Genomic DNA, 26,632 nt, shown 5'->3' with positions numbered 1-26,632 from the left:
AGCTGAGTACACACGATCTGGAGTTCCACCGATGGCCGACAACGACGAGCTACGCCGGTATCTGAAGAAGACCGCGAAGGAGCTCTACGACACCAAACAGCAGTTGCGTGCGCTCACCGACCGGTCCCGGGAGCCGATCGCCATCGTCGGCATGGCCTGCCGCTACCCCGGCGGGGTGCGCTCGCCCGAAGAGCTGTGGCGCGTCACGGCGGACGGCGTCGACGCCATCGGTGACTACCCCACAGATCGCGACTGGGACCTCGAGCGGCTGTTCGACGCGGACCCCGACGCACCCGGCAGCATCTACACCCGGGACGGCGGATTCCTGGACGCCATCGGCGATTTCGACGCCGCCTTCTTCGGGATCGGCCCCCGCGAGGCCGCGGCGATGGACCCGCAGCAACGCCTGATGCTGGAAGCGTCCTGGGAAGCGCTCGAGGACGCGGGTATCGACCCGGTGTCGTTGCGCGGCAGCGACACCGGCGTCTTCGCCGGAGTCATCCATCAGAACTACGGTCCGCGCATCGGCTCGGCGACCATCGGCGCCGAGACCGAAGGCCATGCGTACCTGGGCGTGTCGAATGCCGTGCTGTCCGGCCGGATCGCGTACACCTTCGGTTTCCAGGGCCCGGCCATGTCGGTCGACACCGCGTGCTCGTCGTCGCTGGTGGCGCTGCACCTGGCGTGTCAGGCTCTGCGCCAGGGCGATACGTCGTTGGCGGTAGCCGGGGGTGTGACGATCATGTCCGACCCCGCGTTGCTGATCGCGTTCGCGCGTCAGCGTGCGCTCTCGCCCGATGCGCGCTGCAAAGCGTTCGCGGCGGCCGCGAACGGAACCGGATTCTCCGAGGGCCTCGGAGTGCTGGTGCTGGAACGGCTTTCGGATGCCCGGCGGCTCGGACACGAGGTCTTGGCGGTCATTCGCGGCAGCGCGGTGAACCAGGACGGCGCGAGCAACGGCCTGACCGCGCCGAACGGCCCGTCTCAGGAGCGAGTGATCGCCGCCGCACTGGCGAACGCGGGTCTGGACCCGTCGGACATCGACGCGGTGGAGGCGCACGGCACCGGCACCGTGCTCGGCGATCCCATCGAGGCGCGGGCACTGATCAGCGCCTACGGCGCACGGCGCGAGAGCCCGCCGGTGCGACTGGGATCGCTCAAGTCGAATATCGGCCACACCTCCGCGGCGGCGGGCGTCGGTGGCGTGATCAAGATGGTGCAGGCCCTGCGATACGGCATGCTGTCCAAGACATTGCACGTGGACGCGCCCACCCCGCACGTGGACTGGTCCGCGGGAACCGTGCGGCTGCTGCGTGCGAACGAGCCGTGGCCGGCGGGGGAGCGGACCCGGCGAGCCGGAGTGTCGTCGTTCGGGGCCAGCGGAACCAATGCCCACCTCATTCTGGAGGAGGCACTCGCCGAACCGGTTTCGGCGCCGTCCGAGGATGCACCGGCCCCGGAACCCGCCGCCACACCCATCGCGGCCGCGCTCGTTCCACTGCTGGTATCCGCCAAGTCCGAGGAAGCCCTGCGCGCGCAGGCGCAACGACTGCACCGGCGACTGGCCGCCGACCCCGACGCCGATGTGTGGGACCTGGCGTTCTCCTCGGCCACCGCACGTGCCCAGCTACAGCGGCGCGCGGTGGTCCTGGGACGTGATCGGAGCGAATTGCTGTCCGGTCTGGCGGATCTGGCCGCCGGTTCGTCCGGTGCGATCGACCCACACGCCGGTTCCGATCGCACCGCGTTCCTGTTCACGGGCCAGGGTGCGCAGCGGGTCGGCATGGGCGCGGGTTCGTACCGGGCGTTCCCGGTGTTCGCGAGCGCGTTCGATGACATCTGTGCGCGGATCGATCCGCTGCTGGGTCGTTCGCTGAAAGCTGTGATGTTCGAGGACTCCGACGGCGTGCTGGATCGAACCGAGTTCGCGCAGCCGGCACTGTTCGCGTTCGAGGTTGCTCTGTTTCGCCTGATCGAATCATTCGGTGTCACACCGGATCTGCTGATCGGGCATTCGATCGGCGAGCTCGCGGCCGCGCACGTGGCCGGTGTCTGGTCGCTCGAGGACGCCTGCGCGCTGGTCGTGGCGCGGGGCCGCCTCATGGGGGCTTTGCCGGTGGGCGGCGCGATGCTCGCCGTGGCGGCCGGCGAGAGCCGCGCTCTCGAACTGGTCGCCGACTTCGCGGATCGGGTGTCGATCGCGGCGGTGAACGGACCCGGGTCGACGGTCCTGTCCGGTGACGACGACGCGATCGACGAACTGGAACGGCTGCTCGCCGCCGAGAGCGTGAAGACCAATCGCCTGCGGGTATCGCACGCGTTCCATTCGCATCGAATGGATCCGATGCTGGCCGAATTCGAGAGCGTTCTGCGGCGAGTGACGTTCTCCGAACCTCGAATTCCACTGGTATCCAACGTGTCCGGCAGGACCGCAGGGAACGAGATCCTGCAACCGGCCTACTGGGTGGCGCAGGTGCGCTCCGCCGTGCGCTTCGCGCCGGGCATCGAGACCCTGATCGCCGCGGGAGCCCGCAGGTTCCTCGAGCTCGGACCCGATGCCGTGCTGGCGGCCATGGTGCGCGGCGCGCTGGCCGAACACCCCGAGCTCGAGTCGGTCTCGTCGGTGGCCCCGGCCGCACGTCGGTCGGCCGAGGACGTCGAGCAGTTCCTCACCGCTCTGGCACGGCTGCATGTCGCGGGCGCACGGGTGAACTGGCGATCGTGGTTCGCGGGCCGCCGGGCTCGCCGAATCCCGCTGCCCACCTACGCTTTCCAGCATCGCCGCTTCTGGCTGCCGGGCGCGTCGGACACCGCGCACCGGAGCGCCGACCACCCGATCCTGACCGGTGTGGTCGGCCTGGCGGGTAGCGACGAATGGTTGTTGACCGGCCGGTTCTCCCTGCGCACCCACCCCTGGATCGCCGATCACAGGACATACGGCGTGGTGGTCGTGCCGAGCGCCACCTTCGTCGAATTCCTGCTCGTGGCCGGGCACCGAATCGGTTGCGGCGTCGTGGAAGAACTCACCCTCGAGGCGCCGATCCTGCCGACCCCGCACGACGAGGTCGAGCTGCAGGTCCTGGTGCAGGCCGCGGACGGCTCCGGCCGCCGTCAGTTCGAGTGCTACTTCCGCAGGGGTGGCGAGAGGGAGTGGACCCGCAATGCCACCGGTGCGTTCGGTGCCGACGAGGCGGGGGAGTCGGCGCTGCTGGCTCACCTGCGGGACGCACAGTGGCCGCCGCACGACGCCGAGATCACCGACAGCGCAGGCCTTCCCGCGCGAATCGCGGCGCTCGCCGGACTCGAGTACGGACCGGCTTTTCTCGGAGTCCGCGCCGCGTGGCAGCGCGAGAACACCGTCTTGTCCGAGATCGTGCTCGATACCGAGGCGGCCCCGGAATCTCGAGGTCATGACCTGCACCCCGCGCTGCTGGACATGGTCATGCACGCCGGGTTCGCCGGATTGCTGTGGCGCGACGGCGACTCCGATCCCGACACCGGCAAGCTGCTGTTCCGATGGGGTGGGGCCCGCCTGTACCGGTCGGCCGCACAGTGGCCCGCGGAGATCACCTCGCTTCGCGTCATCGCGAGTGCGGCCGGTCCCGAGACCATTTCGGTCGCGGCCGTGGACCCCGACGGCAACCCCGTCGTGTCGGTCGACGCGGTGGTGATGCGGTCCTATGACGTGCGCGAATTCCGCAGCGGTCTCCTCGGTGAGGCGGCGGAGCTCTATCAGGTGCGCTGGGAGCCGATCCCGGAGTCGGCCGAGGGAACGCGTCGGCCGTCGATGGCTGTGCTCGGGACCACGACCGTGCCCGGAACGGACGCCCGGTACGCGACCATCGCGGATGTCGCTGCTGCCGAGCGTGTTCCCGACGTCCTGGTGTGGCGCGCGACCGAGTCGCTCACTCCGGACGGTCGCACCGAGGGCCCCGACGTGGTGCGGGCCACCCTGCATCGCGCGGTCGCGACGGTACGGTCCCTGCTCGCCGAGGCGCGCCTGTCCGGCACCCGGCTGCTCGTGGTGACGATGGCGGGTGCGGGCCTGCCCGACGATGTGCCCGATCCGGCCGCGGCGGCGGTCTGGGGCTTGATGCGCAGTGCGCAGTCGGAGCATCCGGAACGGTTCGTCCTGCTCGACGAGGACCCCTTCCGGCCGCTCGATGCGGATCGCATCGCCGCGATCCTGGCATCCGGCGAGCCTCAGATCGCTCTGCGCGGCGCCGAGCATCTGGTTTCCCGTCTGGTCCGTGCCGACGAGAACCCCGGTGTGCGGCCGACTTTCGGAGACGGCACCGTCCTGATCACCGGCGGCACCGGTGGACTGGGCGCGTTGCTCGCACACCACCTGGTCGCCGAACACGGTGTGCGCCATCTGATCCTGACCTCGCGCCGGGGCCGCGATGCGCCCGGCGCCGCCGAATTGACAGCCGCGCTGGCTCTTGCCGGAGCCGAAACCCGCATCGTCGCCTGCGATGTCGCGGACCGCACCGCCCTGCGTGAGCTCCTCGCCACCATCGACCCCGACGCTCCGCTGACCGCCGTCGTGCACACCGCGGGTGTCCTGGACGACGCCACCGTCGAGACGCTCACCACCGATCAACTGGATCGAGTCCTGGCCCCCAAGGTCGACGGAGCCTGGTATCTGGACGAACTGACCCGAGATCTCGAACTGTCCGCGTTCGTGGTGTTCTCCTCGATCGCGACGGTGCTGGGCACCTCGGGCCAGGCCAATTACGCTGCCGCCAACGGGTTCCTGGACGCCCTGGCACAGCGACGGCGCGCAGCCGGTCTCCCCGCCACCTCACTGGCATGGGGACCGTGGAACCAGAGCAACGGAATGACCGGCGACCTGGAACGCGCCGCTCTCGCCCGCTGGGACCGCCTGGGCCTGAGCCCTCTCGACAGCGCGGAGGGCCTGCGGCTGTTCGACGCCGCCCTCGCGCACGCCGACGCGCACCTGGCTCCGATCCAGCTCGACACCGGTGTTCTGCGCCGTCGATCCGATCTCGACACCGTCCCGGCGGTCCTGCGCGGATTCCTCCCACGCCCGAGCCGCGCCCGGACGGCGATCGCCGCACCCACGGGCGCACTGGCCGATCGATTGACCGGTGTGCCCACCACACGGCACGCCGAGGTGGTCCTCGAGGTCGTGCTCGCCGAAGCAGCGGCCGTGCTCGGGCACGCCTCCGCCGCCGACATTCGGCCCGATCAGCGCTTCGACGAGATCGGCTTCGACTCCCTCGGAGCCGTGGAGTTCCGGAACCGTCTGGCAAAGGCCACGGGGCTGCACCTGCCCTCGACGCTGGTCTTCGATCATCCGACTCCGACAGCGGTCGCGACACTGATCCGCTCCCGCATCGAGCCCACCGTGGTCGAACCCGCCAGGAAGGCGGTGCGCCGGGTCCGCGCCGACGAACCGATCGCCATCGTCGGCATGGCCTGCCACTTCCCCGGCGGCGTCGAAACACCGGAGCAGCTCTGGGATCTCGTCGCCTCCGGGACCGATGCAACCGGCGAATTCCCCTCGGACCGAGGCTGGGATCTGGAGCGCCTCTTCGACGCGGACCCCGACAAGCCCGGCACCGTCTACACCCGGCGCGGCGGATTCCTCTACAACGCGGGCGATTTCGACCCGGCCTTCTTCGGGATCGGGCCTCGCGAAGCGTCCGCGATGGACCCGCAGCAGCGTCTGCTGCTGCAAGCCTCCTGGGAGGCGCTCGAAAGCGCCGGGATCGATCCGGCCACCTTGCGCGGCAGCGCCACCGGTGTGTATGTCGGCGCGGGTTCCTCGGGCTACGTCGATCGAGTGGCCGGTGACCTCGAGGGCTACCGGCTCACCGGCACCACGAGCAGCATCATGTCCGGGCGGGTGGCCTACGTCCTGGGCCTGGAAGGCCCGGCGGTCACCGTGGACACCGCCTGCTCGTCCTCGCTCGTCTCGCTGCACCTGGCCTGCCAGGCGCTGCGCCAGGGCGAGAGCACCCTCGCGCTGGCGAGCGGCGTCACCGTCGCGGCCAGCCCGTATCTCTACGTCGACTTCGCCCGGCAACGCGGACTCTCACCCGATGGGCGGTGCAAGGCGTTCTCCGCCTCCGCCGACGGCGTTGCCTTCGCCGAAGGCGTCGGTGTCCTTGTCCTGGAGCGGCTTTCGGACGCACGCAGGCTGGGCCACGACGTGCTGGCCCTCGTGCGGGGCACGGCGGTCAACCAGGACGGCGCGAGCAATGGGCTCACCGCACCCAACGGCCCGTCCCAGGAGCGGGTGATCGCCGCGGCCCTGGCCGATGCCGGACTCGAGCCCGGCGATATCGACGCGGTGGAGGCGCACGGCACCGGCACGCCGCTCGGCGATCCGATCGAGGCGCAGGCGCTGATCGCGGCGTACGGACAGCATCGCGCCGACCACCCGCTGCGCATCGGATCGATCAAATCCAATATCGGCCACACCGTGGCCGCGGCGGGTGTCGGCGGCGTCATCAAGATGGTGCAGGCGCTGCGCCACGAAACCCTCCCCATGACGCTGCACGCGAACGAGCCCAGCCCGCACGTGGATTGGTCCTCGGGCGATGTCCGACTGCTGACCGAGGCACAGCCGTGGCCTGCCGGTGGACGTGTGCGGCGCGCGGGCGTGTCCTCGTTCGGCGTCAGCGGCACCAATGCGCACGCCATCCTCGAGGAAGCCCCCGCGTCGAGCCCGCTCGAGCCGCCGCGGCTCACCGTGAGTCCGCACGTGATCCCGCCGTGGCTGCTGTCCGCCAAGAACGACACCGCGCTGCGCGCTCAGGCGGCGAAGCTGCACAGCTGGCTGACCGAGCACCCGGACACCGATCCGGTCGACGTGGCCCACTCGCTCGCCACCACCCGCGCCCACCTGGAGTCGCGCGCGGCCGTCCTGGGCGGTGACCGGAACGAACTGATGTCGCGGCTCGCGCAGCTGGCCACCGGATCCTCTACTGCCGGAGTGGTTTCCGGCGAGATCGGCTCCGGCAAGACCGCATTCCTGTTCACCGGCCAGGGCGCGCAGCGAGTCGGTATGGGTGCTGGCCTCGCCGACGCCTTCCCGGTCTTCGCCGCCGCACTGGACGAGATCTGCGCGCAGTTCGATCCGCTGCTCGGACATTCGCTTAAGCAACTCATGTTCACCGGTCACCTGATCGACGATCAGGGCGTGGCCGCCGACGCCACCGTGCTCGATCGCACCGGGGTCACCCAGCCCGCGCTCTTCGCGTTCGAGGTGGCGCTGTATCGGCTGCTGGAGTCGTTCGGCATCGTTCCCGATGTCCTCATCGGTCATTCGATCGGCGAACTCGCGGCGGCCCACGTCGCGGGCGTGTGGTCACTGCCGGACGCGTGCGCCGTGGTCGCGGCGCGCGGGCGGCTGATGGACGCGCTGCCGCAGGGTGGTGCGATGCTCGCCGTCGGTGCGCCCGAAGCCGAGGTGAGCGCCGCGATCGCCGGGCTCGCGGATCGAGTGTCGCTGGCGGCGGTGAACGCGCCCGCCGCCGTGGTGATCTCGGGTGACGAGGAGATCATCGACCTTCTCGGGCAACGGTTCACCGAGCAGGGGCGAAAGACCAGCCGACTGCGGGTGTCGCACGCATTCCATTCCCCGCGAATGGAACCGATGCTGGCCGAGTTCGAGACTCTGCTGGCCGGGGTGAGCTTCCACGATCCGCTGATTCCCCTGGTATCCAATGTTTCCGGTGTGCCGGCCGGTGCGGAGATCCTGCACCCCGCCTACTGGGTGAGGCAGGTGCGCGCGGCGGTGCGCTTCGCACCCGGCATCGACACCCTGGTGACCGCGGGTGTGCGCCGCTTTCTCGAGGTGGGGCCCGACGCGGTGCTCACCGCGATGACCCGGCACACCCTGTCCGAGGAGATCGCGGATCGATCCGTGGTCGCCGCGGCCGCCCGCCGCGATCACGACGAGGCACGGCAGTTCCTGACGACGCTCGCTCAGGCGCACGATGCCGGGCTGGCCGTGGATTGGCAGGCCTTGTTCGGCACGGTCCGGCCGACGCGAGTCGCATTGCCCACCTATGCCTTCGAACAGCGCCGGTTCTGGCTGGACCCCGCCGCCGAGATCGCGCGCAACCCTTCCGGCCAGGGCCTGCTGACCGATGTGGTGCGCGTGGCCGACCGCGACGAATGGCTGTTCACCGGACGGCTCTCGCTGCGCACGCACCCCTGGATCGCCGATCACACCACCTACGGTGTCGTGCTGGTGCCCAGCGCCGCGCTCATGGAGATGCTGCTCGTCGCGGGTCGCCGAATCGGCTGTGCGGCAGTGGAAGAGCTCACCCTCGAAACGCCGATCCTGCCGCCGCCGGACGGAGCGGTCGATCTGCAGGTGCTGGTGCGCGAACCGGATGCGGCAGGCCGCCGATCCTTCACCTTCCACTACCGCCTCACCGACGCGGCGGACAGCGGGTGGACGCGCAATGGCAGCGGCGTGCTGAGCGGCCGCACACCGACCGACATCGGACTCGTGGACATGTTGCGCGAGCTGCCGTGGCCGCCGCCCGACGCCGAACCGATAGTCCCCGAATGGATTCCGGCCCAGGTGGCGAGGGTCGCCGGTCTGGAATACGGTCCGTCCTTCCTCGGTATCGACGCGGCGTGGCGCAGTGGCGACACCATGTTCTCCGAGGTGACCCTGGATCCACGGGTTTCCTCGGACGGCTTCCACCTGCATCCGGCACTGTTCGACATGGTGATGCACGCCGGACTCGTCGGTCTGATCTGGTCCGATCATCAGGGGGACGCAACCCGCGGCAAGCTCCTGTTCCGTTGGGGCGCAACCCGGTTCCACGCCGCCGCGAGGGTCACGACCCTGCGCGTCATGGCCGTTCAGCGCAGCGCGGAGTCGATCACCGTCCTCGCCGTCGACCAGGACGGCCATCCGGTGGTGTCCATCGACGAGGTGGTCATGCGCTCCTACGATGTCCAGCAATTCCGCGCGACGCTCTCGGGTGGCCGGGCGGCGCGATACGGACTGGGCTGGGTCGCGGCCGGAATGCCGGACGCGACCATCCCGGAGACAAGCGTCGCCGTGCTCGGCGATGCCCGGGTCCCCGGAATCGAGCAGAGTCATGCGGATCTCGCGGCGCTCGCCACGGCATCGGCCGTCCCGGAGGTCGTCGTCTGGCTCGAAGGCGCCGGACCGCAGCATGATTCGCGAGCCTCGGCGGGTGACCGGGTGAAGGCCGCGCTGCGCACGGTACGCGAGTGGCTGGCCGACGATCGCTTCGCGCGCTCGCGGCTGGTCGTGGTGACCACGTCCGCGGCAGCCGTGCCCGGAACCGTGCCGGATCCGGCATCCGCGTCGGTGTGGGGCCTGATCCGCAGCGCTCAGACCGAATATCCGGATCGCATCGTCCTGCTCGATGCCGAATCGACCGGTGCGCAGCAGCTCTCGATCGATTCGGTCCGGGCGGCACTCGCGACCGGCGAGACGCAGGTGGCAGTGCGCGGCGACAGCGTCCTGACGCCGCGTCTGGAAGCGGTGACCTCCGTTGCGGCCGAACGAGTCTCGTTCGGCACCGGCACGACGCTGATCACCGGCGGAACCGGGGGACTCGGCGCGCTCCTGGCCGCGCACCTCGTCACAGACCACGGTGTGCGGCATCTACTGCTGGCTTCCCGCCGCGGCGAACATGCCGACGGCGCAACGGAACTCGCGGCACGACTGTCCGCACTCGGTGCGGAGGTGCGCATCGCCTCCTGCGATGTGACGGACCGGGACGCGCTCGCGTCCCTGCTGTCGGGCATTCCCGCCGAACATCCGCTCACCGCCGTCGTGCACACCGCGGGCGTCGTGGACGACAGCACGTTCCACACCCTCACCGGAGACCGGATCGATCGGGTCTTCGCGCCCAAGGCGGACGCCGCCCGGCACCTGCACGAGCTCACCCGTGACCTGAATCTCTCCGCGTTCGTGATGTTCTCGTCGATCGCCGGTCTGATCGGCTCACCCGGCCAGGCCAATTACGCGGCCGCGAACTCCTTCCTGGATGCTCTCGCGGCGCGGCGTCACGCGGAAGGCCTCCCGGCCCTGTCGCTCGCCTGGGGTCCGTGGGATCCCGATATCGGCATGACCGGTGCGCTGGACCGCACCGCGCTGAGCCGACTGGACCGGATGGGTCTGGCCCCGCTGGATCGGGCCGAGGGTCTGCGCCTTTTCGACGAATCGCTCACCGGCGCGGAGCCGATGGCGGCGCTGCTGCGGCTGGACACCGACAAACTGCGCCTGGAGGCACACACCGGCCCCGTTCCGGCGGTACTGCGCGGATTCGTCCGCACCGGCGACCGGGCGACCGCGACCACCCGCGTCGAGCCCTCGCTCGGCGATCGTCTGCACGGTGTCGCCGAGCCCAAGCGCCGGGGCGTGGTCCTGGAGTTGGTGCGCGAACACGTCGCCGCGGTACTGGATTTCACCTCGTCCGACGACGTCGGACCCGAGCGCGGTTTCACCGAGCTCGGCTTCGATTCGCTCGGCGGCATCGAGTTCCGCAACCGCTTGTCCACGGTGACCGGACTGTCGCTGCCTTCGACCCTGGTATTCGACTACCCCACCGCGGCCGACGTCGCGGATTACCTACTGGCGCACACCGTTGTCGCCGCCCCGCCCGTGAGCGAGCAGCCCGCGCCCACGACGCCCGATGACATCGCCAGGCTCGAGGCCCTGCTCGAGCGAATCATCGCCGCCGGTGGCGACACCGAGGACACGGTGACCGCCCTGCGCGGCGTCAACGAGCGCCTGCGCGGCTATCTGGGCGGCAGATGGTCGGAAACGGAATACGAGGACCTCGAATTCCATTCCGACAGTGAACTTTTGGATCTGATCGACGAGGAGTTCGGCCCAGCATGAGCAACCCCGGAACCAGCAACGAAGAACGTCTGAGCCGGTATCTGCGCAAGCTCACCGGCGACCTCCGCACGGCCAACAAGCGCATCGCGCACCTCCAGGAGCAGGCCGGGGAACCGATCGCGATCGTCGGCATGAGCTGCCGCTATCCCGGCGGCGTGCAGACCCCGGCACAGCTGTGGGAACTGGTCGCCTCCGGCACCGATGCCGTCGGCCCGTTCCCCGCCGATCGCGGCTGGGATCTCGAGCGGCTGTTCGACCCGGACCCGGACGCGCCGGGCGCCGTCTACACCCGCGAGGGCGGATTCCTCGATGCCGCGGGCGATTTCGACGCGGGCTTCTTCGGGATCGGACCCCGCGCCGCCGAGGCCATGGATCCACAGCAGCGCCTGTTCCTGGAAGCGGCCTGGGAGGCGCTCGAGGACGCCGGGATCGATCCGACCACCCTGCGCGGCAGCGACACCGGCGTGTACGCCGGTGTCATCCACCAGGACTACGGCCCCCGGGTGGGTTCGCCCGGCCTGACCGCCGAATCGGAAGGCCATGCCTACCCCGGTGTGTCTGCCAGCGTCCTGTCCGGACGCGTCGCCTTCACCCTCGGCTTCAAGGGCCCGGCCATCTCGGTGGACACCGCGTGCTCGTCCTCGCTGGTCGCCCTGCACCTGGCGTGTCAGGCCCTGCGCCAGGGTGAGACCTCGTTCGCCCTGGTCGGCGGCGTCACCGTCATGTCCGACCCCACCCTGCTGATCGCCTTCGGCCGCCAGCGCGCACTGTCCCCCGACGCACGTTGCAAGGCGTTCGCGGCGGCGGCGAACGGCACCGGATTCTCCGAGGGACTCGGCATGCTCGCGATCGAGCGGCTCTCCGATGCGCGCAGGCACGGCCATCAGGTGCTGGCGGTGGTGCGCGGCAGCGCGATCAATCAGGACGGCGCCAGCAGCCAGCTGACCGCGCCCAACGGCCCCTCTCAGGAGAAGGTCATCGCCGCGGCGCTGGCCAACGCCGGGCTGAGCCCCGCCGACATCGATGCCGTCGAAGCGCACGGGACCGGAACCACCCTGGGTGATCCCATCGAAGCCCAGGCGCTGATCGCGGCATACGGTCGTGGTCGCGACGCGGATCCGCTGCGCATCGGCTCGCTCAAATCGAACATCGGGCACACCTCCGCCGCCGCCGGCGTCGGCGGCGTGATCAAGATGGTGCAGGCCCTGCGTCACGAAACCCTACCCGCCACACTGCATATCGACGCTCCGACGCCACACGTGGAGTGGTCGGCGGGATCGGTCCGGCTGCTCACCGAGGCAGAGCCGTGGCGTGTGGGGGAGCGGGTGCGCCGCGCGGGCATCTCCTCGTTCGGCGCCAGCGGCACCAACGCGCACGTGATCGTGGAGGAAGCGCCCGCTGCCTCGGAGTCGCCCGCCGACGCCGAGGACGACACCGACAGCGGTCCGAAGGCAGCGGTTTCCGGCGTCACCCCCTGGCTGATCTCCGCCAAGACCGACGACGGCCTGCGGGCCCAGGCGGCGAAACTCTCCGCCTGGGTCATCGCACATCCCGACCTCACGGTGGGGGACATCGGCTATTCGCTCTCGACGACCCGCGCCCGGATGGACCGCCGGGCCGTCGTGGTCGGCGAGCACCGCGACGCCATGCTCGCCGGACTGGCAGAGCTCGCCGAACACGGAGCGGCCGCCACCGGAGTGGCGGTAGGCCAGGCCGTCACTCGCAAGACGGCCTTCCTGTGCACCGGTCAGGGCGCGCAGCGGATCGGCATGGGCCGCGAACTGTACGAGGCCTTCCCGGTGTTCGCCGAGGCCCTGGACGAGCTCTGCGCGCACTTCGACCCGCTGCTGGGCGTATCGCTGAGGCAGCTGATGTTCACCGGCGAAGCCGAGGTTCTCGACCGCACCGAGTTCACCCAGCCCGCGCTGTTCGCCCACGAAGTCGCGATGTTCCGGCTGCTGGATTCGCTGGGCGTGAGTCCCGATGCCCTGCTGGGACATTCGATCGGTGAGCTGACCGCCGCGTACGTCGCCGGAGTCTGGTCGCTCGAGGATGCCTGCCGCTTGGTCGCGGCGCGTGGCCGCCTCATGGGCCGCCTCCCCCGGGGCGGCGCGATGCTGGCCGTCGCGGCCACCGAATCCGAGGTGTCCGAGGCGCTCGTCGCGCACGCGGACCACGCCTGCCTGGCCGCGGTGAATTCGCCGGAGTCCCTGGTGATCTCCGGTGACGAAGACGCCGTGGCCGCGCTCGAGAAGCACTTCGCCGAACTCGGGAGGAAGACCTCGCGGTTGCGGGTGTCGCACGCCTTCCATTCCCATCGCATGGACTCCATGCTCGACGAGTTCGTCTCCGTGGCAGGCACTGTCACCTATCACCGCCCGCAGGTCCCCGTCGTCTCGAACCTGTCCGGCGCGATCGTCGGTGACGAATTGCTCGAACCCGGGTACTGGGTGCGCCAGGTCCGGGAGGCGGTCCGGTTCGCACCGGGCGTGCAGACCCTGGTCGCCTCGGGTGTGCGCCGATTCCTGGAAATCGGCCCGGATGCGGTGCTGACCGCCATGACCCGCCAGTGCCTGACAGAGGACATCGACACGCAGACCGTGGTGGCGGCCGGAGCGCGCCGCGGCCGAGCCGAGGTCGAGCAGCTGATGACCTGCGCGGCGCAGATGTACGCGGTCGGCGTCGAGATCGACTGGCGGGCGGTCTTCGCCGCTCGCCCGGTATCGCGAGTCACGTTGCCCACCTACGCTTTCCAGCGCCGCCGCTACTGGCTCGAGACCGGGTTCGGCGCTACCGGTGTGGAATCGGCCGGTCTGGGCGCGGTGGACCACCCGCTACTGGGTGCGATCGTCTCGGTTCCGGAAACCGGTGGCGTGCTGCTCACCGGTCGCCTGTCCGTGACCGCCCAGCCCTGGCTGGCCGATCACTCGGTGGCTGGTTCGGTCCTTTTGCCGGGCACCGGATTCGTCGAGCTGGCCTTGCGCGCGGGCGCCGTGACCGGATTCCCGGCCATCGACGAACTGACCCTGCACGCGCCCCTGATCCTGCCGGAATCCGGTGGCGTGCAGATCCACGTGCTCGTCGGCGGAACCGAACCCGACTCCCCCCAACGCCCGATATCCATCTACTCCCGCCCGGAACACGACCGCGACGGGGAATGGATCCTGCATGCTCGTGGCCTGCTGAGCACGGACGACACCCGGGCCACTCCCGAACAGGCAGCCTGGCCACCGGCCGAGGCGACCGACATCGATCCCGCTGTCGCGTACACGCAATTGCTGGCACGCGGATACGACTACGGCCCGGCATTCCACGGCGTTCGGGCCCTGTGGCGGCGCGGCGCGCAGGTGTTCGCCGAGATCGCCGTGGTCCCGGGCACGGGTGTGCGCACCGAAGGATTCGGCATTCATCCGGCCCTGCTGGACGCGGCCGCGCACGCGGGTCTGCTCGCCGGTGTGATCGACAGCGCTGCGACACAGCACGAGTCGCCGTTCGCCGTTCCCACCGGGCAGATAGTGCTTCCGTTCTCATGGGAGTCCGTCTCACTGTCCGCCACCGACGCCACGGTGCTGCGCGTTCGCCTGACCACCGCCGGATCCGCGGTCGCGGTGGCGGTGTTCGATGAACACGGCCGCGCGGTGCTCTCGGGAACGGTGACGACTCGGGCACTGCCGCTCGCGCAGCTCTCCACGAACACCGCCGGTGCCGCCGATCCGATCCTGCAGGTGCGCTGGTCGCCGGTCGTCCCCGAATCAGTCGTCGCACCAACACCATTGGGCCGCTGGGCCGATCCGATCTCGGAATCACCGGTTCCCCCGGTGGTTCTCGTCGAGGCGGGATCCGGGTGGCGCGTGCACGCCGACTCCGACGTCGTGACCACCACCCACACCGAGACCGCACGGATTCTCGACGTGGTGCGAACCTGGCGCACCGACGAGCGATTCGCCGACAGCACCCTGCTGGTCGCCACGCGCGGCGCGGTGGCGCTGACCGGAGAGGACCTCACCGACCTCGCCGGTGCCACGATCTGGGGCCTGGTGCGCACCGCACAGACCGAGGACCCGGGCCGAATCGTACTGCTCGACACGGACATTCCCGTCGACGAGCACCTCGCGGCCGGCGTCCTGGCCACGCACGACACTCAGGCGGTCGTCCGCCGCGGCGTCACCCACACCGCCCGCCTGATCAAGCCCGCAACCGAGCCGTCGGCGTCGATCGACAACCCCTTCGGCACCGGCACCGTGCTGATCACCGGCGGCACCGGCGGATTGGGCCCGGTGATCGCCCGGCACCTGGTGGCCCGGCACGGCGTGCGGTCCCTGCTCCTGGTGAGCCGCAGCGGGCCACACGCCCGCGGCGCGGCGGAGCTCCGCACCGAACTGGAACAGGCCGGCGCGCAGGTCCGGGTGCTGGCCTGTGACGTCACCGACCCCCACGCGGTGGCAGGCCTGCCCGCCGAGGCTCCCGCCGAGTGGCCGCTGACCGCCCTCGTCCACGCCGCGGGTGTGCTCGACGACGCGACCATCCCCTCGCTGACCGCCGCTCGATTGGACGCCGTCCTGGCCCCCAAGGCCGACGCCGCCTGGTATCTGCACGAGGCGACCGCGAATCTGAATCTGGCTGCGTTCGTGCTCTTCTCCTCGGTCTCGGGCACCATCGGCGGGCCCGGACAGGCCAACTACGCGGCGGCGAATACCTTCCTCGACGCACTGGTCGCGCACCGGCGCGCGCGGGGTCTCGCCGGGCAATCGCTGGCCTGGGGCCCGTGGGCTCGCTCGAGCGGTATGGCAGGTCATCTCGGCGACACCGACGTGGCCCGAATGAGCCGTGGCGGATTCACGCCTCTCTCGGACGACCATGCGTTGGCCGCATGGGATATCGCCCTTGGACACGGTCGTTCCGCCGCGGTGATCGCCGCCGTGGACACCGTCGCGATCCGGGCCCAGGCCGACGCCGGTCTGCTGCCTTCGCTCCTGCGGGATCTGGTCCCGGCCGCAACCCGCCGTCCGATGCGGTCGTCCGCGTCGGAATCCGCTCTCCGGCAACGTCTCACCGGTCTGGGCGCCGATCGATCGCGGCAGGTCGTGGCCGACATCGTGCGCGCCCACGTCGCCGCCGTGCTCGGTCACGACAACACCGCGGCGATCGACCTCGATCTCGCCTTCCAGGAACTGGGATTCGACTCCCTCAGTGCGGTGGAACTGCGCAACCGGCTCAAATCCGTGACCGGCCTGTCGCTTTCGGCGGCGGTCGTCTTCGACTACCCGACGCCCCAGCTGCTGGCCGCCCACCTGGCCGATACGCTCACCGGCACCGACCGGGAGGTCGCCGTCACCGCCGTCACGGCGGTCGATGAGGACCCCATCGTGATCGTCGGCATGGCCTGCCGGTACCCGGGCGGCGTCGATTCGCCCGAGGCGCTGTGGAATCTGGTCGCCACCGGGACCGACGCGACCTCGGAATTCCCCGTGAACCGAGGCTGGGACGCCGCTCGGCTCTACGACCCCACCGGCGAGACCCCGCACACCTCCTACACCCGGCGGGGCGGATTCCTGCACACCGCAGGCGAATTCGATCCCGCGTTCTTCGGCATCAGTCCCAATGAGGCCGCGACGATGGACCCGCAGCAGTTCCTCCTGCTCGAGACCTCGTGGGAGGCGCTGGAACGGGCCGGTGTGGATCCGGCGGTGCTGCGCGGCACCGCGACCGGCGTTTTCACCGGCATGATGTATCACGACTATCCGGCCAATGCGAACGCGGGATCCATTGCGTCCGGGCGGGTGTCGTACGTCCTGGGCTTCGAGGGGCCGTCGGTCACCATCGACACGGCGTGCTCCTCCTCGCTGGTGGCCATGCATCTGGCCGCGCAGTCCCTGCGCTCGGGCGAGTCCGATCTGGCCCTGGCCGGTGGCGTGGCCGTCATGGCGACGCCGGAGGTCTTCGTCGAGTTCAGCCGTCAGCGCGGCCTCTCGCCCGACGGCCGGAGCAGGTCGTTCGCCGACGCGGCCGACGGCGTCGCCTGGTCCGAGGGCGCCGGTGTGCTGGTGCTGGAGCGGCTGTCCGACGCTCGCCGCAACGGTCGGCACGTTCTCGCGGTGATCGCCGGTTCCGCGGTGAACCAGGACGGTGCGTCGAACGGCCTGACCGCGCCGAACGGACCGTCGCAGCGGCGGGTGATCCGTCAGGCGCTGGCCAATGCCGGGGTTTCCCCGGTCGAGGTGGATGTGGTCGAAGCGCACGGCACCGGAACGACATTGGGCGATCCGATCGAGGCGCAAGCCCTGCTGGCCACCTATGGCCAGGATCGTCCCGAGGATCGGCCGCTGTGGCTGGGCTCGCTGAAATCGAACATAGGTCATACCCAGGCCGCGGCGGGCGTCGGCGGCGTGATCAAGATGATCATGGCCATGCGGCACGGCGTGCTGCCCGAGACCCTGCACGTCGATCAGCCCACCACCAAGGTCGACTGGTCCGACGGCCACGTCCGGCTGCTGACCGAGTCCGTGCACTGGCCGGTCACCGACCGCCCGCGGCGCGCCGGCATCTCGTCCTTCGGCATCAGCGGCACCAACGCTCACCTCATCCTGGAACAGGCGGCGGAACCCGCCCCGACTCCGCACGACCGGATAGACCCTCCCGCGCAGGCGTGGGTCGTCTCCGCCCGTAGCGGCGACGCCCTCGCGGACCAGGCCGAGCGCTTGCTATCGATTGCCGGCGAACATGATCCGGCCGACCTCGGACTCTCGCTGGCCGCTACCCGCGCCCTCTTCGAGCATCGCGGCGTCGTCGTGGCACAGGGCCGCGACGGTCTGCTCGCGGGCGTGCGGGCTCTGGCGACCGGCGCACAGGCTCCAGGCCTGCGGACCGGTCGCGCGATCCAGGGTTCCACGGGCGTGGTGTTCTCGGGACAGGGCGCGCAGTGGGCGGGTATGGCAGCCGAACTGCGCATCGCGTATCCGGTGTTCGCCACCGCGTTCGACTCGATCGTCGCGAAGCTGGAACCGCTACTGGAACAGTCGATCTCGCTGACCCGTGCGCTGGACGACGATGAGCTGGTGAACCAGACCGTGTTCGCGCAGGCGGGCCTCTTCGCGTTCGAGGTGGCACTGTTCCGCCTGCTCGAATCATGGGGATTCCAGGCGGATGTCGTCGCGGGCCACTCCATCGGCGAGGTCGCCGCCGCCCACGTGGCCGGAGTGTTCTCCCTGGCCGATGCCTGTGTGCTGGTGGCCGCCCGTGGCCGCCTGATGCAGGCACTGCCGGCGGGCGGAGCCATGGTTGCCATCGGCGCACCGGAAGCCGACGTGGTGCCCCTGCTGTCCGACGCCGTGTCGATCGCGGCGGTCAACGGGCCGGCCTCGGTGGTGATCTCCGGCGCCGAAGCCGATGTCCTGGCCGTCGCCGACAGCTGCGCCGAACATGGTTGGCGCACACACCGACTGCGTGTCTCGCACGCCTTCCATTCGGCCTCGATGGAGCCGATGCTGGCCGATTTCGATGCGGCGATAGCCACGGTGACCTTCGGCCGTCCCGTCATCCCTCTGGTATCGACCGTCACCGGCGTCGAGGTCACCGACGAGATGCGCGATCCGGCCTACTGGGTCGGCCAGGTCCGCGGCACGGTGCGCTTCGCCGACGCGGTCACCGCGATGGCGAAGGCTGGGGTCTCCCGATTCGCCGAAGTCGGCCCCGACGCCGCACTGACCCCGATGATCGCCCAGAGTCTCGACACGAGTACCGCGGTGGCGCTCACCAGGCGCGACCATGCGAACCCCGCGACCGTGCTGAGCGCGTTGGCTGCCCTGTTCGTGTCGGGCGCGGAGATCGACTGGGCCACGCTGTATCTCGGCGCCGGAGCCCAACCCATCGACCTGCCCACCTACGCCTTCCAGCGTGACCGCTTCTGGCTCGATGCCACCCGCGTGCACGCGCAGTCCTGGCTCGGCGCGGAACCGGGTGGGGTCGTCTCCGCCGGACTCGACGCGGTCGACCATCCGCTGCTCGGCGCCGCTGTGCCGCATCCGGATTCGGGTGGGGTGAGCTTCACCGGCCGCTGGTCGGCGGACACCGTCGACTGGCTCGCCGACCACAGCGTGCACGGCGTCGTTTTGCTCCCGGGAACCGGATTCGTCGAACTCGCCGCCTATGTCGGCGGCCTGCTGGACTGCCCCGTGGTGGACGAACTCGTACTGCACACCCCGTTGACCCTGCCCGCCGGGGCCAGCGTCGCCGTGCAGGTCGTCGTGGCGGCGGCCGACGATGCCGGTCACCGGCGACTGACAGTCCATTCGCGCTACGCCGCAACGGATTCCTGGGTGCTGCACGCCGAAGGCGCACTCGCTCCCGGCGATCTGTCCGCCGATTTCGATCTGTCCGCCTGGCCTCCGGCGGACGCGCGTCCCGTGTCGGTCGGCACCGCCTACGACGAGTTGCTCGCGCTGGGATACGAATACGGTCCGTACTTCCAAGGTCTGCACGCCGCCTGGCAGCGCGGCGACGAATTGTTCGCCGAAGTCGCCCTTCCGGACGCACGATCGGCCGCTGGTTTCGGAATACACCCCGCACTGTTCGATTCGGCCCTGCACGCCGGAATCCTGCACGGGCGCAGCGACTCCGACGCCGCCGTGCTGCCCTTCGCCTTCAATCGCGTCGTCACGCACTCGACCGGCGCTACCGCCGTGCGCGTGCGCAGCGTCCCCGAGGGCGACAACGTCGCCATCCAGATCGCCGATGAGCGGGGACGGCCCGTGCTTTCGGTCGGGGCGCTGGTCTCGCGCCCGGTCTCGGCCGAGCGTCTCGGCGCGAACCGCCTGGCGGATGCCCTCTACGGCGTGCAGTGGACCACGTTGCCCCTGCCGCCGGTAAGCGCCGAGCCGGGCGTAGCGGTGGTACTCGGTTCCGCCGCACACGATCTCGCGACCCTCATCGCCTCGCTGGACGGGAACTCGGCCGTTCCCGCGACGGTGCTTTTCGAATGCCCGCGCCACGACGGTTCACCGACCGCCGCATCCAGGCGCGTCTTGGCCGCCGTCCTGGATGCCGTCCAGCAGTGGCTGGCGGAACCCCGTCTCGCTGCCTCACGTCTGGTCATCGCGACCAGAGGTGCGGTGGCCGTAGACGATTCCGAAAGGGTGCGACTGGACCAAGCGCCGGTGTGGGGTCTGCTCCGGGCCGCGCAAGCCGAGCATCCGGGCCGCTTGCAACTTCTCGACCTGGCTCACGACGACGACCTCTCGGCCGTCGCGAACTCCGTGGCAGTCGTGGACGAACCGGAGATCGCGCTCCGGGGAACGAGCATGGCCGTGCCCCGGTTCGCTCGCCACGCTCCCGGTACCGTCGCGCGGCCGATCGGCGCGGGCACCGTCCTGGTCACCGGCGGCACCGGTGGTCTCGGCGCGGTCCTCGCCCGGCACCTCGTCGTCGAACACGGTGTACGACACCTGCTTCTGACGTCCCGTCGCGGAGCGAGCGCTCCCGGCGCGGCGGTTCTGCGCGATGAGTTCATCGCGCTCGGGGCGCACGTCACCGTCGCCGCGTGCGACGTCTCCGATCGTGCGGCGCTGGCGGACCTGCTCGACGGTATCCCCGCCGAGCATCCGCTGGCCGGTGTGGTCCATGCCGCCGGAATCGCCGACAACGGGCTGATCGAATCGATGACACCGGACCGGATCGACCGGGTGTTCGCGCCCAAGGTCGATGCCGCGTGGCACCTGCACGAGCTCACCCGCGACCACCCCCTGTCCCTGTTCGTTCTGCTCTCCTCGGCCGGTGGATTGGTGCTCGCCGCCGGGCAGGCCAACTACGCGGCGGCGAACGTCTTCCTGGATGCCCTTGCCGCACAGCGTCATGCGTCGGGGCTGCCCGCGACCGCCATCGACTACGGCATGTGGGCCCGATCCAGTGGTCTCGGCGCCGAACTGTCCGAGGACGATCTCGAAAGGATGCGCCGGCAGGGTTTCCCGCCGCTGAGCGAGGCAGACGGCCTGGCGCTGTTCGACGCCGCGATCGCCACCGACACAGCGCAATCGGTGGCCCTGCGGGTGGATGCCGCCGCGCTGCGCTCTCGTGGCGAGCAGGTTCCGGCGCTCCTGCGCACGCTGGCTCCGGCCCCCGCCCGCCGTCACGGCCGGACACAGGTGGGGCAAGCCTTGGCGCTCGAGCTCGCAGGGCTGTCGGAAACCGACCGCGACAGCGCTCTGATCGAACTCGTCCGCACCGTCGCCGCGGGCATTCTGGGCCACGCCTCCCCGGAAGCGGTCGATCCCCAGCAGGCGTTCCAGCACCTCGGATTCGATTCCCTGACCGCCGTGGAGTTCCGCAACAGACTCGCCACCGCTACCGGACTGCAACTTCCCGCCACGCTCGTCTTCGACCACCCCAACGCGCAGGCCGTCGCGGACTTCCTCGCCGCCCGACTCGGCGGTGTCGAGAGCGTCACCGAGCACGCCGTCAGCCGGGTCCGCGCCGACGACGAGCCGATTGCCGTGGTGGCCATGGCATGTCGCTATCCGGGCGGTGTCGCCTCACCGGAGGACCTCTGGAACCTGGTCGTCTCGGGTGCGGACGCCATCGGTGCGATGCCGACCGACCGGGGCTGGGATCTGGAGGGCATCTACGACCCCGAACCCGGCCTCGCGGGCAAGACCTACACGCGACGCGGCGGATTCCTCTACGACGCAGCCGATTTCGACGCCGACTTCTTCGGCATCAGCCCCAACGAGGCCAAGATCATGGACCCCCAGCAGCGCGTGCTGCTGGAGGTCTCCTGGGAAGCGCTCGAACGCGCGGGCCTGAATCCGGCGGTGCTGCGCGGCAGTTCCACCGGCGTCTTCACCGGCCTCATGTACCACGACTACGCCCAGGCCTCCGGCACGGGCAGCGGCGCCGCCGGAAGCCTGGTGTCGGGGCGGGTGTCGTACGTCTTCGGCCTCGAGGGCCCCGCGGTGACCGTCGACACGGCATGCTCGTCCTCGCTGGTCGCCCTGCACCTGGCCGGACAGTCGCTGCGGACTCGGGAGTGCGATCTCGCCCTCGCGGGCGGAGTCGCGGTCATGGCGACGCCGGACATGTTCCTGGAATTCGGCCGCCAGCGCGGACTGTCGCCGGACGGACGCTGTAAGTCGTTCGCCGACAACGCCGATGGCGTCGGCTGGTCCGAGGGCGCCGGTGTGCTGGTGCTCGAGCGTCTGTCCGACGCGCGCCGCAACGGTCACCAGGTGCTGGCGGTGCTGGCCGGTTCGGCGGTGAACCAGGACGGCGCGTCGAACGGCTTCTCCGCGCCGAACGGCCCGTCCCAGCAGCGGGTCATCAATCAGGCGCTCGCCAACGCGGGTCTGTCCGCGGCCGAGGTGGATGTGGTCGAAGCGCACGGCACCGGAACGACATTGGGTGATCCGATCGAGGCGCAGGCCCTGCTGGCCACCTATGGTCAGGATCGTGGTGAGGATCGGCCGCTGTGGCTGGGCTCGCTCAAGTCCAATATCGGTCATGCCCAGGCGGCCGCGGGTGTGGGTGGCGTGATCAAGATGGTCATGGCGATGCGGCACGGTGTGCTGCCCAAGACCCTCCATGCGGATCAGCCCAGTACCAAGGTGGAGTGGACCGACGGGCACGTGCGTCTGCTGACCGAAACGGTGCCCTGGCCGATGGTCGATCGTCCTCGCCGCGCGGGGGTGTCCTCGTTCGGTATCAGCGGCACCAACGCACACGTCATCGTCGAGCAGGCGCCGGTCGTCCCCGAGACTCGAATCGGAGAGCGTGTCCCGGCGGTGCTGCCATGGGTTCTCACCGCCCGCAGCGGCGAGGCCCTCACCGATCAAGCCGTCCGCCTCACAACCCTCGCGGGCGAACGGGATCCCGTCGATATCGGCTTCTCCCTCGCGGCGACGCGCAGCGTCTTCGAGCACCGGGCTGTGCTCGTCGGGGCCGATCGCGACGAACTGCTGGCGGGCTTGCGGGCAACCGCGGCCGGTGCGCGGTCTCCGGCTGTCGTGTCCGGCCGGTCGATCTCCGGTGCCACCGGGATCGTGTTCTCCGGTCAGGGCGCGCAGTGGGCCGGTATGGCCACCGGATTGCGCACCGCGTACCCGGCGTTCGCCGAGGTCTTCGATGCGATTCTCGCGGAACTGGATCCCCTGGTGGCACAGCCGGTGTCGCTCGCGGAGGCCCTGGTGTCGGAGGACCTGGTCGACCGGACCGTCTACGCCCAAGCGGGTCTGTTCGCCTTCGAGGTGGCGCTGTTCCGGGTGCTCGAATCCTGGGGCGTGCACGCCGATGTGGTGGCCGGTCACTCGATCGGCGAGATCGCCGCCGCCCACGTGGCCGGAGTGATGTCCCTGCACGATGCCTGTGTCCTGGTCGCCGCCCGTGGCCGCCTGATGCAGGCCCTGCCCGCCGGTGGCGCGATGGTCGCCGTCGGAGCCTCGGAAACCGCTGTGCTGCCGCTGCTCTCGGACGATCTCTCGATCGCCGCGATCAACGGGCCGTCCTCGGTGGTGCTCTCGGGCACGGAGTCCGCCGTCACCACCGCCGTCGAGGAATGCGCGGTGCTGGGGTGGCGCGCACACCGATTGCGCGTCTCCCACGCCTTCCACTCACCGCTCATGGAACCCATGCTGGGTGAATTCGCCACGGCCATAGCCGGTCTGAGCTTCACCCGGCCGCGACTCGCGCTCATCTCCACGGTGACCGGCGCCCGCGTCGGCCACGAGATCTCCGACCCGTCCTACTGGGTCGATCAGATCCGGGACACGGTCCGGTTCGCCGATGCCATCACGACGATGGCGGACTCGGGCGTGACCCGGTTCGCCGAGATCGGTCCCGACGCCGTCCTGACGCCGATGGTCGATCACATCCTCGAGGAACGTCAGCCGATTCCCACTCCGGCGGTCGTGGCCCTCGCACGCCGGAACCACGCCGACGCGACCTCCGTGCTGACCGGCGTCGCCGAACTGTTCGTCTCCGGCGCGGACGTGGCCTGGGCCGAGGTCTACATCGGCGCCGCGGCCCGTCGAATCGATCTGCCCACCTACGCTTTCCAGCGCCGTCGCTACTGGATGCGGGAGGGCTCCGCCGCCACCGGTGATGCCCGCTCGATGGGCCTGGCAGCCACCGGGCACCCACTGGTGTCGGCGGTGGTCTCGGATCCGGCCTCGGGCACGGTCATCCTGACCGGTCGACTCTCGACGAGCACGCACCCGTGGCTGGCCGATCACCGAGTGCTGGGCGCGACCCTGCTCCCCGGCGCGGCACTGGTCGAACTCGCCCTGTATGCCGGAACACACGTGGGCAGTGCGACTCTGGAGGATCTGGCTCTGACCGCGCCGCTGGTCCTGCCCGAAGCCGGCGGTGTCGCAGTGCGCGTCGTGGTCGGGGCCGAGGACGAGACCGGCCGCCGCCCGGTGCGCGTCTTCTCCCTTCCCGAAGGAGAGGACGATTCGACGTCCGCATGGACGCTCAACGCGGAAGGGGCCCTCGCACCCAACGAACTCCAGCCCGCCGCCTCTCTCACCTCGTGGCCCCCGGCGGGCGCACAGGCGGTGGACATCAGCGGCGTCTACGCCGACCTCCACGACGCCGGGTACCGGTACGGACCGCTCTTCCAGGGACTCCAGGCGGCGTGGCGACGCGGCGACGAGCTGTTCGCCGAGGTCGCCCTGCCGGATCCGCAGGCGGCCACGTCGTTCGGCCTGCACCCGGCGCTCCTGGACGCCACCGTGCACGCCCTGCGGCTGGACGGTCACCTGGCGGCCGACGACTCCGGACCTGCGCTGCCGTTCGAATGGTCGGGCGTCGCCCTGCATTCGACCGGGGCCGGTGCGCTTCGCGTGCGGCTGACACGTGTCGGGGAGAACGCGGTATCGCTGGACCTCGCGGACTCGAGTGGCGCCGCGGTGGCCACGGTGCGGCGCCTGGTGTCGCGTCGCATCGACCCCGCACAGCTCATCGCGGTGACGTCCACCGTGGACAATGCGTTGTTCCAGGTCGATTGGACGCCGCTGGCCGTCTCCGGACCCGAGGTCGCCGCGGTGTCCTGGGACGAGCTCGGTGACGAGATCCCCGCCGTGGTGCTATTGGAAACGCAGTCGGGGAACGACCCCGACACGATCCGCTCCGCGACTCACCAGGTGCTGCGGGTACTGCAGTCCTGGATCACCGAACAGCGGTTCGCCGACTCTGTGCTGGCGGTGCGCACGACCGGCGCGATATCGGTTGCCGGAGAGGACATCACGAATCTGGCCGGTGCGGCCATCGCCGGACTGGTGCGCTCCGCCCAGGGCGAGAACCCCGGCCGGATCGTCCTGATGGACACCGATTCGGACCTCGGACCGCTCCTGGGCGCCATCGTGTCCTCGGAGGAACCACAGGTGGCAGTCCGCGGCGGTCGGGTGTACATCGCCCGCCTCGCCCGCAGCACCCCCGATCGGCTCTCCGAAACCCACGGTCCCGCTTTCGATCCCGACGACACGGTGCTGATCACCGGTGCGAGCGGATACCTCGGCGGTCTGTTCGCCCGCCACCTGGCCGCGGCACGCGGTGTACGCCACCTACTGCTGCTGAGTCGTCGTGGTGAGACCGCACCCGGGGCCGAGGACCTGCGTTCGGAACTGCGAGCCCTCGGAGCCGACGTCCGGTTCGCGGCCTGCGACGTCGCCGATCGCGACGCTCTCGCCGAGGTGCTGGCTGCCATCCCCGCGAGCAATCCGCTCACCGGCATCTTCCACACCGCCGGTGTTCTGGACGACGGCGCGATCACGGCCCTGACGCCGGACCGGCTCGATACGGTGCTGCGCCCCAAGGTCGATGCCGCCCTGCACCTGCACGAGCTGACCGCCGATCTGCCGCTGACCGCCTTCGTGCTCTTCAGCTCCGCGGCAGGGGCGTTCGGAAATCCCGGTCAGGGCAACTACGCCGCCGCCAATGCGTGCCTGGACGCGCTGGCGGTGCACCGCCGGGCCTCCGGCCGCGCCGCGCAATCCCTCGCCTGGGGTCTGTGGAGCACCGACGGCGGCATGGCAGCGGACCTGAGCGAGATCGACCGCCACCGCATGTCCCGCTCGGGCATGCTGCCGCTGTCACCGGACCAGGGCCTGGCGCTGTTCGCCGCCGCTGCCGAACTCGGCACTGCGGCACCGGTTCTCGCCCGCCTGGAACTACCGGCCCTGCGCGATGCCGGCTTCGCCGCAGCCCTGCTGTCCGGGTTGATCCCGGCTCGCCGGACCACCACCTCGGACGATTCCGCGGCCCTGCGCGCCCGCCTGGCGAACACCCCCGAGGGGGAACGCCTCGGGGTGCTCGTGGAGATCGTTCGCGGCACAGCGGCAGCGGTACTGGGACACCGCGACGCGAACGCGATCGCGCCGGACCGCGCCTTCAGCGAACTGGGATTCGACTCCATCACCGCCATCGAGTTCCGCAATGCCCTCAAAACCACGACGGGCCTGCGACTTCCGGCAACGCTGGTCTTCGACTACCCCTCACCGCACGCCCTGGCCGACTACCTGGCCGAGGAACTCACCGACCACAGCGCCCCCGAACCGTCGACAGGTCTGTCGGACAACGATATTCGCACCGCTCTGCATTCGATTCCGCTCCCGCGTCTGCGCGAGGCCGGATTGCTCGACGCGCTCATGCAACTCGCCCGCGGACCCGAAACCCCCGGCGATCCCGAGCAGAGCGACACCGAGGAATCGATCGACGAGCTCGATATCGACGACCTGATCACCATGGCGTACAACAACTCCGCAGAGGACTGACGGC

General features: G+C 70.2%; 2 protein-coding genes. Both read left to right on the top strand.

The genetic code is table 11. The features are described 5' to 3' along the window. The first annotated feature begins 31 nt into the window (after nt 1-31). Complete coding sequence (locus NJ1_RS31945) at nt 32-10,873, top strand: type I polyketide synthase (RefSeq protein WP_067701975.1); 10,842 nt, start codon at nt 32-34, stop codon at nt 10,871-10,873. Further along, nucleotides 10,870-26,628 (top strand): type I polyketide synthase, encoded by a 15,759-nt coding sequence (locus tag NJ1_RS31940; protein WP_067701972.1) that lies wholly within the window; start codon nt 10,870-10,872, stop codon nt 26,626-26,628. The genes NJ1_RS31945 and NJ1_RS31940 overlap by 4 nt, the downstream gene beginning before the upstream one ends. Nucleotides 26,629-26,632: the final 4 nt, after the last annotated feature.

The sequence above is a fragment of the Nocardia jejuensis NBRC 103114 genome (genome assembly GCF_001613145.1).
In the GTDB taxonomy this organism is placed as follows: domain Bacteria; phylum Actinomycetota; class Actinomycetes; order Mycobacteriales; family Mycobacteriaceae; genus Nocardia; species Nocardia jejuensis.
Note: the sequence above shows the minus strand (reverse complement) of the source record. Positions and strands in the feature narration are given on the sequence as shown.

Coding starts and splice junctions, on each gene's coding strand:
- NJ1_RS31940 (WP_067701972.1), top strand. CDS start 10,870: ATGAGCAACCCCGGAACCAGCAACGAAGAACGTCTGAGCCGGTATCTG.
- NJ1_RS31945 (WP_067701975.1), top strand. CDS start 32: ATGGCCGACAACGACGAGCTACGCCGGTATCTGAAGAAGACCGCGAAG.